We start from the raw sequence: 12,666 nt of genomic DNA on the forward strand, positions 1-12,666 counted from the left end.
CCGGTCCCCTCCTCGAGGAGGGGACCGGGGCCACTCGCCTTTGCCGTTCCTGCTGCGTGTTCCTCGGCCGCGGTGCGTTCGGCCGCAGCCCGTCCCAGAGCGTCGCAGCGGCCTACTGCAGTTCCTCCGGCGGTGTCCGCTTGTCGTCCACCTTCTCGGTGCGGACGAGTTCGCCCCAGACCACGTAGCGGTACTTGCTGGTGTAGACGGGGGTGCAGGTGGTCAGCGTGATGTAGTGGCCGGCCTTGGTCTTGCCGGAGCCCTTGGGGACCTTGGCGAGGACGTCGACGTTGAACTTCGAGGTCTCCGGGAGGATGTTGAAGACCTTGTAGACGTACCACGTGTCCTTCGTCTCGAAGACGATCGGGTCGCCGTTCCGGATCTTGTGGATGTTGTGGAACTTGGCCCCGTGACCGTCCCGGTGCGCGGCCAGCGAGAAGTTGCCCTTCTTGCCGGAGGTGGGCAGCGTCGCCTTCACCGGGTCCGTGTAGTAGCCGGCCACACCGTCGTTGAGGACCTTCATCGTGGTCCCCTTCTCGACGAGGATCTCCTCCCCGCTCATGGTGGGCACGTGCAGGAAGCCGATGCCGTCCTTGCTGTCGTAGGACACCGGGCCGCCGCTGTCGGACTGCTGGGCCCACTGGTCGCGGACCTTGTCGGCCTGCTTGCCCGCCTCCCGGTCGGCCAGCACGTTCGTCCACCACAGCGAGTAGACGACGAACAGGCCGAGCAGCACGCCCGCGGTGATCAGCAGCTCCCCGAAGAAGCTGATCGCCGTCGCGACCGGCCCCATACGGCGGGGTGCCCTGCGCGGGGCGTGTCCGCGCGTGCCGATGTGCTCTTCGGTGTCGTCGGTGGTCGCTGCCACGTTCCCTCTGCCCTTAGTTGACGAGCGCATCCGGCTTGCCCTTGCTGCGCGGCCGTTCCTCGACCATCTTGCCCCAGACGATCAACCGGTACTTGCTGGTGAACTCCGGTGTGCAGGTGGTCAGTGTGATGTAGCGGCCGGGCTTGGTGAAACCCGACCCCTTCGGAATGGGGTCGAGGACGCTCACATTGCTCGGCGAGGTCACCGGCAGCATCGACGCCATCTTGTAGACGTAGAAGGTGTCCTGCGTCTCCACGACGATCGGGTCACCCGGCTCCAGCCGGTTGATGTACCGGAACGGCTCGCCGTGCGTGTTGCGGTGGCCGGCCAGACCGAAGTTGCCGGTCTTGGCGTCCGGCATCGCCGTCTTCAGCGCGCCCTCGGCGTAGTGGCCGACCATGCCCCGGTCCAGCACCCGCTTGCTGCTGATGCCCTCCGCGATCGGCACGACCACGTCCAGCCGCGGTATGTGCAGCAGCGCGAAGCCCTGGCCGGGCTCGAACGCCCCCGGGTTGCGCTTGCCGCTCGCCCACTCGTTCTGCAGGTTGCTGGCCTCCTTGCCGGCCTGCGCCTGCGCCCGCACATTGGTCCACCACAGCTGGTAGGTGACGAACAGCAGCATCAGCACACCGGTGGTGATGAACACCTCGCCGATGGCGCGGCTGAGCATCACCGCCGGGCTGGGCTTGCGCGCCTTGGCCCGCCGGCGTGCCTCCGTCCGGGACAACGGAGCCTCGGGCTCCGTCGAAGCCGCGGCGGCCTCACCACCCTTGTGCGAGCCGCCGCGGCGCCCGCGACGGCGCTTGGCGGCCTTCCTGCGGGCCGCGCGCCCCTCGTGCTCGGACGACGGGGAGGACGAGCCGTCCGTCCGCCTCGGCCCGGTCGGCGGCTCGGGCACCCGCAGCGCGACCGTCTCGTCGTCCAGCAGCGGCTCGTAGGCGTCCTGCTGCGACTGGTGGACGTCCGGGTGCGAGCCGTATCCGGCCTGCCCTGATCCGTAGCCCGCCTGCGCCGACTCGTAGCCCGCCTGCGCCGACTCGTAGCCGGCCTGCGCCGACTCGTAGTCGGACCGGCCCGGTGGGTACGCGGGCTGGCCGGGCCCTCCGGCGGAGGCTTGGGTGCCCCAGGACTCCCCGTCCTGCTGCGGTGCGTATGGCTCCTGGCCGTACCACTCCCCGACCGCGCCCGGGCCCTGGTACGGCCATCCGCCGTACGCGCTGCCCTGGCCGCCGGCACCGCCATACGCGTCGGCGCCGGACTCGCGCTCGGGGCGCAGCGCCGTCACGCCGTGGCCCTGCCCACCACCGGGGCGAGCCCCGCAGATCTCGCCACCGCGTCCTTGTCCCCGCACTCCACCAGCCAGTTGGCCAGCATCCGGTGCCCGTGCTCGGTCAGCACCGACTCGGGGTGGAACTGCACCCCTTCCACCGGCAGTTCACGGTGCCTCAGCCCCATCACGATGCCGTCCGGGGTACGGGCCGTCACCTCCAGTTCGGCCGGCACCGTGGCCGGTTCGGCGGCCAGCGAGTGGTAGCGGGTCGCCGTGAACGGCGACGGCAGGCCCGCGAAGACGCCCTTGCCCTCGTGCTCCACGGGTGACGTCTTGCCGTGCAGCAGCTCCGGCGCGCGGTCCACCACGCCGCCGTAGGCCACCTGCATGGACTGCATCCCCAGACACACGCCGAAGACGGGTACGCCCGTGGACGCGCAGTGCCGGACCATCTCCACGCACACACCGGCCTCCTCGGGGGTGCCGGGCCCCGGGGAGAGCAGCACACCGTCGAAGCCGTCCTGGGCATGCGCGGTGGACACCTCGTCGTTGCGCAGCACCTCGCACTCGGCGCCCAGCTGATAGAGGTACTGGACCAGGTTGAAGACGAAGCTGTCGTAGTTGTCGACGACGAGAATCCGCGCGCTCACTGGTTGTCCACCGTCACATCGTTGAAGGGCAGCAGTGGCTCGGCCCAGGGGAAGACGTACTGGAACAGGATGTAGACCACGGCGATGATCAGCACGAGCGAAATGAGGGCCTTGACCCATCCATTGCCCGGCAGATGCCGCCAGATCCAGCTGTACATGCCGTCCCTTCCGTCGTGCCACGGCACCTGACCCACGCCGTACGCCAACAGACTAACGGCGCAACGCCTCCGGTTTCCCGGTCTCCACGGGCTGTGTGGAGTCCAGATGTGCCCAGACGATCAGACGGTGGCTGTGCCCCCACTCCGGTTCACAGGTCGTCAGCGTCAGATAGCGGCCCGGACGCGTATACCCGGAAGTACGTGGCACAGGGTCGATCACCTCGATGTCGGTGGGCACAGTTTTGTACGGGCCCTTGTCGATGCGGTACGTGAACCAGGTCGCCCCGTCGGTCACCACCACCGCGTCGCCGCATCTGAGCCGGGGGAAGTCCTTGAAGGGGTCGCCGTGGGTGCGGCGGTGGCCCGCCACGGCGACGTTGCCTCGCTCGCCGAGGCGCGCGGTGTGCGGGTAGTGGCCGAGGCCCTTCCTGAGGGTGTCGGGGTCCGTCCCCTCCAGCACGGGCTTGTTCCACGTGAAACCGAAGCGCGGGATGTACATGATCGCGAAAGGCCGGCCGGCGGCATAGGGCCTCTGCTTGCGGGGGCCGAGGGGCGATCCGGGCAGGGGCTGGGCACGCTCCCGCTGCCACTGCGCGCGCAGGCGTTCGATCTGCTCGTCCATGACGCTGTCGGCGCGCACCCCGGTCCAGAACAGCACGTAGACCACGAAGAGCACGATCACGGTGCCGACGGTGATGCACAGCTCGCTGACGGTCCTGACGATCACGCGCACCGGCGGCTCCCCGCCTCGCTGGCTACTCCACAGGCTTGGCGTAGTGCAGATCCACTGTGCCCGAGTAGCCGGGCAGAGTCACCGTCCCGTTGTCCTCGACTTTCCAGCCGAGCCCGTACACGTTGACGTAGACCATGTAGTTCTGGATCGCCGGGGACGCCGCCAGGGCCTTCTTCAGCCGCTCCGGGTCACCGACCGCCGTGATCTTGTAGGGCGGGGAGTAGACCCGGCCCTGGAGGATCAGCGTGTTGCCGACGCAGCGCACCGCGCTGGTGGAGATCAGCCGCTGGTCCATGACCTTGATGCCCTGGGCGCCGCCCTGCCACAGCGCGTTCACCACGGCCTGCAGGTCCTGCTGGTGGATCACCAGGTAGTCGGGCTGCGGCTCGGGATAGCCGGGCAGCTTGGCGGTGGCGTCCGGCGGGGCGTCGTTGAGCGTGACGGTGATCGCCTCGCCGGTCAGCTTCCGGGTGCCGGCACGCTTCTCCAGCTCGGCGAGCCTCTTCTGCTCCTGTTCGGTGCTGCCGTCGTCCCGCTCGGCCAGTGCCTCTATCTCCCGGCGCAGCGCTCCGTTGGACTCGTCCAGCCTGCCGTTCTCCCGGCTCCGCTCATGGATGAGGTCGGAGAGCTTCAGCAGGGAGGCGTCGGTGCGGATGTCCGTGCCCTTGGCCGTGTTGAAGCTGGTGAAGAAGATGAGCCCGGCGAGGGCGAAGACGCCCACGGTGAGGATGCGCACGGGCCGGAAACGGCGCCTGCGGGCAGGGCTGGATTCCGTCCCCGGGGAGTCGGCAGAATTGCTCAACGTACCCTTATCTCCTTCGGCGCCACGGAAGCACTACGCTAACGGACGCCTGGGGGAGCGCTTAAGTCCCCTTGTACGCTGCCCCGAGCCCGATCAGAACCCTGCGCGGCCACGCAGCGCATCGACAGGAGAGACCCTCGTGCCGAAGTCACGTATCCGCAAGAAGGCCGACTACACGCCGCCCCCGGCGAAGCAGACGACTTCGATCAACCTGACCAACAGCGCCTGGGTCGCGCCGGTGATGCTCGCCCTGTTCCTCATCGGCCTGGCCTGGATCGTCGTCTTCTACGTCACCGACGGCTCGCTGCCCATCGATGCTCTGGGCAACTGGAACATCGTGGTGGGCTTCGGTTTCATCGCCGCCGGATTCGCCGTCTCCACGCAGTGGAAGTAGGCCCGGGCCCAGCTCTGCCCAGGGCTGTTCACTGAGTTATCCACAGGCTTTGTCCACATGGGGAAAAGAAAGACGATCTGTGGATAACTCGCGGGAGGTTGACGCCGGTATGACCGGCCGCCGGGTATCCGAAGACCTGTTCGCCCCCTGTCTGACCTGCGAAAACACGGGTCGGTGACAGGGGGCACAGATGTTCCCGCACCCTGTGCACAAGATCCGCCACGCGCTGTGGACAAAGGCCGCTCAGGTGAGCTGGGCCGTCCTCAGGAGTACCAGGACAGCGATCGCGGCGAGCACCAGGGCACAGGTGCCGTACTGGACCAGCGAGCGCTTCTCACGCGGGGCGTGCACCATCGCGTAGCCCACCACCAGGCCGGCCACCAGACCCCCGATGTGGGCCTGCCAGGAGATGTTGGACCAGGTGAAGGTGAGGATCAGGTTGATCACCAGCAGGGCGATGATCGGCCGCATGTCCTGGTTGAGCCGCCGCATCAGGACCGCGGTGGCGCCGAACAGGCCGAAGACCGCCCCGGACGCGCCGAGCGTCGCCGTGGTGGGCGCGCCCAGCAGATAGGCGAGGGTGCTGCCGGCGAGACCGGAGATGAGGAAGAGCGCCAGATAGCGGGCCCGGCCCAGCATGGCCTCCAGCGGACCGCCGAGCCACCACAGGCTGAGCATGTTGAAGCCCACGTGCCAGATCTGCTCATGGGTGAACACCGAGGTCAGCAGGCGGTACCACTCGCCGTCCGCGACCCCCTCCATGGGGAGGAACGGCTCCGGGGGCCAGCGGCCGATCAGCACCAGATCGTTCAGCAGCGGAGTGCTGATCTGGACCGCGATGAACACGGCCAGGTTGATGCCGATCAAGATCTTGGTGATCAGGTGGGGGTCGGCCGCGATCGTGCCCCCGGCCAGGTTGCGGGGCATCGAGGCGGAGGGAGCGTGCCCGGTGCCGGACCCGGTGCGGACGCAGTCCGGGCACTGGAAGCCCACCGAGGCGTCGACCATGCACTCCGGGCAGATCGGCCGCTCACAGCGAGTGCAGCGGACACCGGTCTCGCGGTCCGGGTGCCGATAGCAGTGAGGGACGCTGTGGGCGTCCTGCTGGCTGCCGGCAGCCTGGTCGTCCATGACATCCCCTCGGTGGTGTGGAAAAGCCCCGCCCCGCCCATCCTTACGGATGAGCGGGGCGATTGGTTCCCTCCGGGAGGCTTTCACCCCCGGAACGCCGGATCTCAGCCCTCGGTGATCTCGATCGTCTCGATCACGACGTCGTCGAGCGGACGGTCGGTGCGCGGGTTGGTCCGGGTGGAGGCGATGCTGTCGACGACCTTCTGGCCTGCGGCGTCGGTGACCTCGCCGAAGATGGTGTGCTTGCGGTTCAGCCAGGCCGTGGGGGCCACGGTGATGAAGAACTGCGAGCCGTTGGTGCCCGGACCGGCGTTGGCCATGGCCAGCAGGTAGGGCTTGTCGAAGCTCAGGTCCGGGTGGAACTCGTCCTCGAACTGGTAACCGGGGCCACCGGTGCCGTTGCCGAGCGGGTCACCGCCCTGGATCATGAAGCCGCTGATCACCCGGTGGAAGACCGTACCGTCGTAGAGCTTGTCCGTGGTCCTGGCACCGGTCTTCGGGTCGGTCCACTCCCGCTCGCCCCTGGCGAGCTCGACGAAGTTCTTGACCGTCTTGGGCGCGTGGTCCGGGAAGAGCCGGACCTTGATGTCGCCGTGGTTGGTCTTGAGGGTGGCGTAGAGCTGCTCAGCCACGATGTGCCTTCCGTTGTCTTTCCGTGACACCCCGATCCTCGCACGGACGGGACGCCTCGTCGCCCGACGTCCCGGGAGAGCGGGCAACCGGGCCGAACGGGTTGCGGAAATCCGCACCAGTCGCTCCGTAGCAGGAGCGCACGGCGGCGATCCGTGGCATTGTCGGCGACAAGCTCCTGTTGCCCCATTCACTCCCTATCGCACTCCATATCGCGCCTGATCGCACTTGATCACGTTCGACCGGCACCCGTATGCCCGTCCGCGCATGCCCCGCGGCCGTCCCGCAGGCATGATCCGTAAAAGGGTGGAAAGTCGAAATACCGTACGCCACCGAGGAGGAGGAACCCGTGACCCGCATCGACAGCGTGCGCGCCGCGACCGGTTCGGCGAAGGACAGCGTGCTGCACGCCGCGGAAGTGGTGGCGCCCTACGCCGACACGGCCAAGGTCAGGGCCGCGCACTACGCACACGAGGCACGCGTACGGCTCGCGCCCAAGGTGACGCAGGCCGCAGGGCAGGCCCGCGCACAGTACGGAGCACATGTCCAGCCGTATCTGGAGCAGGCCCGGACACATGTGCCGCCCAAGGTCGACCTGGCAGCCCAGGAAGCCGCCCTGAGGACGCGCAAGGCCGCGCGTCAGGCGGCGGAGCTCTCCAAGCCCAAGATCGAACAGGCGAGGGCCGCCGCAGGACCGGCCAAGGACGAGGCTGCGGCGCGCAGTGCTGCGGTGCTGGCCGCTCTCCGCGGCCAGGTCTCGGCCAAGCAGATCAACAAGCTCGTCCGCAAGCAGCAGCGGCGCGCCAAGGCCGGTAAGGCCGCCAGGGTGCTGCTGGTGCTGGGCGCCGTGGCGGGCGGAGCTTTCGCCGCCTGGAAGTGGTGGGACAAGCAGGCCAACCCCGACTGGCTGGTGGAGCCGCCGGCTCCGACGGACGTCCCGGAGGGCAGCACGCTCACCGCGGTGGACGGCAGCGGCCAGTCCACCCTTGACCCCGAGGTCCAGGCCAAGGAGGCCGAGGAGGAGGCCGCCAAGCGCGACGACCAGCCGTGACGAAGAAGCACGGACTGGCCAACGGCTCGGCGGGCAGGAAGAGTTGACGCTCTTGCTGCCCGCCGAGCCGTTTCACGTGAAACATCCCCAGCGGCCACCGCGCCGACGACAAAACCCCTCTCACTACGTTTCCGCAGGTGGGAGGGGTTTGTTTGTGGAGCCTAGGGGAGTCGAACCCCTGACATCTGCCATGCAAAGACAGCGCTCTACCAACTGAGCTAAGGCCCCGGAAGCAAAGCGTCCACCTGTGGGAATCCCTTCCCGGTGGGCGCCGGAGACCAGAGTACCGGGTCACCCCCGGGATCCCGCAAAAAGATTGGGGTCCCCGTGACCAACCACTCTCCGTAAGATGCTCGGCGTGGTTCGCTACAGCGAACCGCAGTTCTAGGGGAAGCGATGGGGAGACGCCATGGACGCTGCACAGCAGGAAGCCACCGCAAGAGCGCGGGAACTGCAGCGGAGCTGGTACGGGGAGCCGCTGGGGACGCTCTTCCGCCGGCTGATAGACGATCTCGGGCTCAACCAGGCTCGTCTCGCGGGGGTTCTGGGACTGTCGGCGCCGATGCTGTCGCAGCTGATGAGCGGCCAGCGGGCGAAGATCGGTAATCCGGCCGTGGTCCAGCGGGTGCAGCTGCTGCAGGACCTGGCCCGTCAGGTCGTGGACGGCAGCGTCAGCGCCGCCGAGGCGACCGAGCGCATGGAGGAGATCAAGAAGTCTCAGGGGGGTTCGGTCCTCACCAACACCACGCAGACGACGAACAGTTCGGGGGCGCCGACGGTCAAGCGGGTGGTCCGCGAGATCCAGTCCCTGCTGCGTTCGGTGGCCGCCGCCAGCGAGATCCTCGAGGCCGCGGACGCCCTCGCCCCCACGCATCCCGAGCTGGCGGAGTTCCTCCGCGTCTACGGGGCGGGCCGCACCTCCGACGCGGTGGCGCACTACCAGTCCCACCAGAGCTGACCGTCCGCCCGGCCGCCGCAGCGGGTACGGCAGCCGCCGGGCACCGGGGACCCACGAGCCGGGGACCCGCGAACTGGGGGGCCGAGCACATGCGCGGATCGAGCGAGGGGCGGGGGAGTCGTACCGCCCGCCGAGGGGCAGGCAGAGGGGGAGTCACGGGGGCCATCGCTGGGGGAGGAGCGACGTTCAGCCATGGGTGAGGTGTTCGCCGGCCGGTACGAGCTGGTCGACCCGATCGGCCGCGGAGGCGTCGGTGCCGTCTGGCGCGCCTGGGACCACCGCCGGCGGCGCTATGTGGCCGCCAAGGTCCTTCTCCAGAGCGACGCGCACTCGCTGCTCCGGTTCGTGCGCGAACAGGCCCTGCGCATCGACCATCCCCATGTCCTCGCGCCGACCAGCTGGGCCGCCGACGACGACAAGGTGCTCTTCACCATGGACCTCGTCGCCGGCGGCTCGCTGGTCCACCTGGTGAACGACTACGGGCCGCTGCCGCCCGCCTATGTCTGCACGCTGCTCGACCAGCTGCTGTCCGGGCTGGCCGCGGTGCACGCGGAGGGCGTGGTGCACCGTGACATCAAGCCCGCCAATGTGCTCATGGAGGCGACGGGCACGGCCCGGCCACGGCTGCGCCTGTCCGACTTCGGCATCGCCATGCGGCTGGGCGAGCCCCGGCTGACCGAGACCAACCTGGTCGTCGGCACGCCCGGCTACATCGCCCCCGAGCAGATGATGGGCTCGGAGCCGGACTTCCCCGCCGACCTGTTCGCCGTGGGCCTGGTCGCGCTGTATCTGCTGGAGGGCGCCAAGCCGGACGCCAAGGCGCTGGTCCAGTACTTCACCGAGCACGGGACGCCCGGGGCGCCCCAGGGCGTCCCGGAACCGCTGTGGCAGGTGGTGTCGACCCTGCTGCAGCCGGATCCGGCGGCGCGCTTCCGTACCGCCACCGGGGCGCGCAAGGCACTCGCCGCGGCCGCGGAACTCCTCCCGGAGCCCGGCCCCGACGACGAGCAGATCGAGATCTTCGACCAACTCGGGCCGCTGCCACCGGGGTTCGCGGAGAACGGCCCGGTGAGGCGGGCCTCCGGCGTGACGAGTCCGGATGCCGTCCGTCCCCCGGCCGGCAGGGAGGACGCGGGCGCCCCCGGGACTCCGCCGTCCCGGTCCGCGGAGGCCTGGCGGTACGCAGCGGGGGGTGCGGCCGGAGGCACTGATTCTGCGGGGGCCGCAAGGGAGAACACCGGTGATGTGCCGGGCGACGGGGTGCCTGGCCACCTGGCGGAGGCCGCAGCACCCGGCCGTCTGCCGGAGCCGGCAGAGGAAGGAAGGGGCCACGCAGGAGGCGGGAGCGGGGCCGGCCCGGCCGGAATGTCCGGGGACGGCAGCAACCCCGTTGGCGGGGGCGAGGTCTCCGGCAGCGGGGCCGCATCCGCCGGCCCCACCGAAGGCGGGCCCGGGCTCACGGACGAAACCGGTTCCACGAGCCGGCGCTCCTCCACGGACGGCGCCGCAGACGACCCCGGCCGCACCGGCGGACCCGGGTCCACCGGCGGACCCGGGTCCACCGGCGGACCCGGTCCGGCGGATGGGCCCGACTCCGCGGCCAGGCCTGGTGACCCAGACGGTCCCGGTCATGGAGGCAGGCCCGGTGACGCAGACGGGTCCAGCCGGACAAGCAGCCCCGGCTCCACAGGCGGCCCCGCTGCTGCGGGCGGGCGGCCGGTCCCGTCCGGCAGCGGTGCCGCCACAGGTCACATCACGGGCACGAGTGCCGGAACCGGGCCAGGGGCAGACCATCCCGCTACCGGCTCCTCCGCACCCGCCGCCGACCCGCGGCAGCACACCGCTCCTCCCGCCGCCGCACGGCCCGGACTCACGCCCCCGGCCGGCAGCCCACGCCATGCGCCGGCACCCGAGCAGCCGCCCGGCGCCGCTCGGTCCTCCGCCCCGGAGCAACCGGCCGGCATGTCGGACACCGGCAGCTTCCACCTGCCTCCGCCACCGGTTACGGGCAGCTCCCCCGCCACACCGCACGCGCCGGCCGCCCCCGGTACGCCCCCGCCGGACCAGGCCCTTCACCACCGCGCACACCACCCGCAAGCCCCTGCCGCGCCCGTCTCCCCCAACGACCCCACTCAACCGCTGCGCTCCCCCCAGTCGCATCCACCGGCGTATCCCGCCCCGGCCTGGCACCAGCCCGCCGAGCCCTTCACTGCTGAATACACCGCCCAGGTCGCGCAGGTTCCCACTCCGCACGCGGCGATGTCACAGCCCGGCCCGACCACCGCCCGGCGCCGCCGCCCGGGCCCTCCGGCCAAGGTGGCCGTGCCCCTCCTGCTGCTCGCCCTTGCCTGCTACGCCGTGGGTTTCTGGGCCCTCACCCAGATCTGACCGCGTCGGATCCGACCGCACCCAGCGCTGATCAGTCCCGGGACTGATCAGTCCCTCGGCCCCGATCAGTCCCGGACCCGACCGCACCCAGAACCGCCCCCCTCAGACGCGGCGGCGATCCCCGACCCGACCACACCCGCATCCGACCGCCCGCCCGGGGCGTCTCCCGCAGCGCCCGCCCGCTACGGAGTCGCCCGCCTGCGGGCCAGCACCGTCCACACCCCGAGCCCCAGCAGGAGCGCGCTTCCCGTGCCGATCCCGCCCACGGCCAGTGCCCGCATCGCGGTGCCCCCGCCGCCCGTGGCGCTTCCGGTCGCCTCCCGGTCCCCGTCCGTGACGGTGAAGATGCCCGCCGGTGCGGACTCCCCCTGATAGCCGGGCCCGTCCTGTGCCGGACCGTCCACCCGTACCCGCAGCACCACCGGCACGGGCTTGTCGCCGAACTTCTCCGCCACCTCCGCCGAGAGGTGGGCGACGAGATAGTAGGAACCGGCGAAGCGTACGGCCGACACCCTGCTGTTGGGCGCCTGCCGGTTGGTGTGGGCCACGGGGGGCAGGGGATTCAGGCTCTCGGACTTCCGGGTGCCGTCGTAGCCGATGCCCAGGTCGGCGACGTGACCGCGGACGGGGTTGTAGAGGTCCAGGTCCAGCGCGGAGGGCACGAAACCGGAGCGGCCGGAGCCCGAGCCGCCCAGCTCGGCGGTGACGTGCAGTTGCTGCCCCCAGTCGACAGGGACCCGGTAGAACACCGTCCGGCCGGGCCTGAGGTCGTTCCGCCAGACCCCCTCGCCGATCAGGGCCGCCTCGGCGAACCCCGCCCCGCCACGGCGCCGCCGTGCCTCTCCCGCAAGAGGATCGGGAGTCGCGGAGTTCCATGCCTCGGGCTCGCCCGTCGCCCCCTCCTCCCGCAGTGGCGGCTCGGAGACCACGGCGAGCTCCAGCTCCCAGGGCTCGGGGGAGGCTCCCCTGCCGTCCGGATCGGCGCGCTCGACCGACACGTAGTACATCCCGGCCTCCTTGCACAGGGACCTTCTCGGCGAGATCTCCCGGACTGCCCACGCCGTCACCGGGCGGGGACTGCGGCCGGCCCCGAAGGTCGCGGTGTCGAGATCGCACGAGCGGCGCCCACTGTCCCGCAGGGACACCTTCAGCCCGTCGGAGACCGCGGCGGTGCCGCCCGCCGGCGGAACGGCGGTGACGGAGACGTACGCGTTCGAGGTCCCGTCGAGCTGGACGCCGTAGTGCACCGGACCCGACGGCGGCAGAGTGCTGCGATAGCTCCGGCCCGCCGCCAGCGTGGCGGGCCGCGCCGTGCCCGCGGCACCCTTGACGCGCTGAGCGTCATCCGCGAAGGCGTAGCCCCCCGGAGCTTCCGACGCCGCCTCGAGCGTCTTCGCAGCACCACTCGCGGCGGCGCCGTGCCCCCCGGAGAATTCCGCGCCGCCGGTGGCAGCGTGCGCCACCTGCCCCGGGCCCGCGACCGCGCCCGAGGCCAGCAGCAGCGCGGTGGTGAGCAGCGCCACGCCCGTGTGCACGCGAGTTGCCGGGCGCCCTTGTACGAGCCGTGCGCGCTGCCCCCACGCCCTGCACCGCCGTCCCCTCACGCGCCACTCCTCGCTTCCTGCCGGGGCGT

12 protein-coding genes, 1 tRNA gene and 1 pseudogene are annotated in these 12,666 nt (G+C 70.5%); 4 read left to right on the forward strand and 10 right to left on the reverse strand.

From position 1 onward, the window contains the following. Nucleotides 1-112: 112 nt before the first annotated feature. Genes HCJ93_RS14265 through HCJ93_RS14290 form a run of 6 tightly spaced genes read right to left on the reverse strand, consistent with a single transcriptional unit; the run spans nucleotide 113 to nucleotide 4,481 of the window. Complete coding sequence (locus tag HCJ93_RS14265; protein WP_309141403.1) at nucleotides 113-868, reverse strand: class E sortase; 756 nt, start codon at nucleotides 866-868, stop codon at nucleotides 113-115. 13 nt (nucleotides 869-881) lie between these two features. Next, entirely contained in the window at nucleotides 882-2,153 is a 1,272-nt protein-coding gene (locus HCJ93_RS14270) for a class E sortase (protein WP_167995033.1), read from the reverse strand. Then, nucleotides 2,150-2,788 carry an aminodeoxychorismate/anthranilate synthase component II gene (locus HCJ93_RS14275; protein ID WP_167995035.1) on the reverse strand — a complete coding sequence of 213 codons (639 nt, stop codon included), beginning with the start codon at nucleotides 2,786-2,788 and terminating at the stop codon, nucleotides 2,150-2,152. Before HCJ93_RS14275 ends, HCJ93_RS14270 begins: the two co-directional genes overlap by 4 nt. Beyond that, entirely contained in the window at nucleotides 2,785-2,946 is a 162-nt protein-coding gene (locus HCJ93_RS14280) for a hypothetical protein (RefSeq protein WP_206317402.1), read from the reverse strand. The genes HCJ93_RS14275 and HCJ93_RS14280 overlap by 4 nt, the downstream gene beginning before the upstream one ends. A gap of 52 nt (nucleotides 2,947-2,998) precedes the next feature. Next, the gene (locus tag HCJ93_RS14285) at nucleotides 2,999-3,679 is read right to left on the reverse strand and encodes a class E sortase (RefSeq protein WP_167995039.1); all 681 of its coding nucleotides are present in this window, start codon (nucleotides 3,677-3,679) and stop codon (nucleotides 2,999-3,001) included. Between the two features lie 22 nt (nucleotides 3,680-3,701). Beyond that, nucleotides 3,702-4,481 (reverse strand): DUF881 domain-containing protein, encoded by a 780-nt coding sequence (locus tag HCJ93_RS14290; protein ID WP_167995040.1) that lies wholly within the window; start codon nucleotides 4,479-4,481, stop codon nucleotides 3,702-3,704. A 139-nt stretch (nucleotides 4,482-4,620) separates the two neighbouring features. On the opposite strand from HCJ93_RS14290, the gene crgA reads away from it, so the two are divergent. Further along, a complete protein-coding gene (crgA, locus tag HCJ93_RS14295) occupies nucleotides 4,621-4,875 on the forward strand; it encodes a cell division protein CrgA (protein ID WP_167995042.1) in 255 nt (84 codons plus the stop codon). A 243-nt stretch (nucleotides 4,876-5,118) separates the two neighbouring features. Here crgA and HCJ93_RS14300 read toward each other — a convergent pair whose 3' ends face one another. Then, the gene (locus HCJ93_RS14300; protein WP_167995049.1) at nucleotides 5,119-6,006 is read right to left on the reverse strand and encodes a rhomboid family intramembrane serine protease; all 888 of its coding nucleotides are present in this window, start codon (nucleotides 6,004-6,006) and stop codon (nucleotides 5,119-5,121) included. Between the two features lie 104 nt (nucleotides 6,007-6,110). After that, nucleotides 6,111-6,638, reverse strand: a complete 528-nt coding sequence (locus HCJ93_RS14305) for a peptidylprolyl isomerase (protein WP_167995051.1) — start codon at nucleotides 6,636-6,638, stop codon at nucleotides 6,111-6,113. Nucleotides 6,639-6,985: 347 nt separating this feature from the next. On the opposite strand from HCJ93_RS14305, the gene HCJ93_RS14310 reads away from it, so the two are divergent. After that, nucleotides 6,986-7,687 (forward strand): DUF5324 family protein, encoded by a 702-nt coding sequence (locus HCJ93_RS14310; RefSeq protein ID WP_167995053.1) that lies wholly within the window; start codon nucleotides 6,986-6,988, stop codon nucleotides 7,685-7,687. 155 nt (nucleotides 7,688-7,842) lie between these two features. Here the strand turns inward: HCJ93_RS14310 and HCJ93_RS14315 are convergent. Then, nucleotides 7,843-7,915: transfer RNA gene (locus tag HCJ93_RS14315), tRNA-Ala, on the reverse strand. Between the two features lie 181 nt (nucleotides 7,916-8,096). On the opposite strand from HCJ93_RS14315, the gene HCJ93_RS14320 reads away from it, so the two are divergent. After that, on the forward strand, nucleotides 8,097-8,645 hold the full coding sequence (locus tag HCJ93_RS14320) for a helix-turn-helix domain-containing protein (RefSeq protein ID WP_167995055.1): 549 nt from the start codon (nucleotides 8,097-8,099) through the stop codon (nucleotides 8,643-8,645). A gap of 192 nt (nucleotides 8,646-8,837) precedes the next feature. Next, nucleotides 8,838-9,734 (forward strand): annotated as a pseudogene (locus HCJ93_RS30335) (serine/threonine-protein kinase); the annotation flags it as partial. Nucleotides 9,735-11,215: 1,481 nt separating this feature from the next. Here HCJ93_RS30335 and HCJ93_RS14330 read toward each other — a convergent pair. Continuing rightward, nucleotides 11,216-12,568 carry a hypothetical protein gene (locus tag HCJ93_RS14330; protein ID WP_167995058.1) on the reverse strand — a complete coding sequence of 451 codons (1,353 nt, stop codon included), beginning with the start codon at nucleotides 12,566-12,568 and terminating at the stop codon, nucleotides 11,216-11,218. Nucleotides 12,569-12,666: the final 98 nt, after the last annotated feature.

It is taken from the genome of Streptomyces composti (genome assembly GCF_012034205.1).
Taxonomy (GTDB): Bacteria; Actinomycetota; Actinomycetes; order Streptomycetales; family Streptomycetaceae; genus Streptomyces; species Streptomyces composti.

Excerpts from the sequence above, each read along its gene's own strand:
- HCJ93_RS14280 (WP_206317402.1), bottom strand. The coding sequence starts at position 2,946 with ATGTACAGCTGGATCTGGCGGCATCTGCCGGGCAATGGATGGGTCAAG.
- HCJ93_RS14300 (WP_167995049.1), bottom strand. The coding sequence starts at position 6,006 with ATGGACGACCAGGCTGCCGGCAGCCAGCAGGACGCCCACAGCGTCCCT.
- HCJ93_RS14320 (WP_167995055.1), top strand. The coding sequence starts at position 8,097 with ATGGACGCTGCACAGCAGGAAGCCACCGCAAGAGCGCGGGAACTGCAG.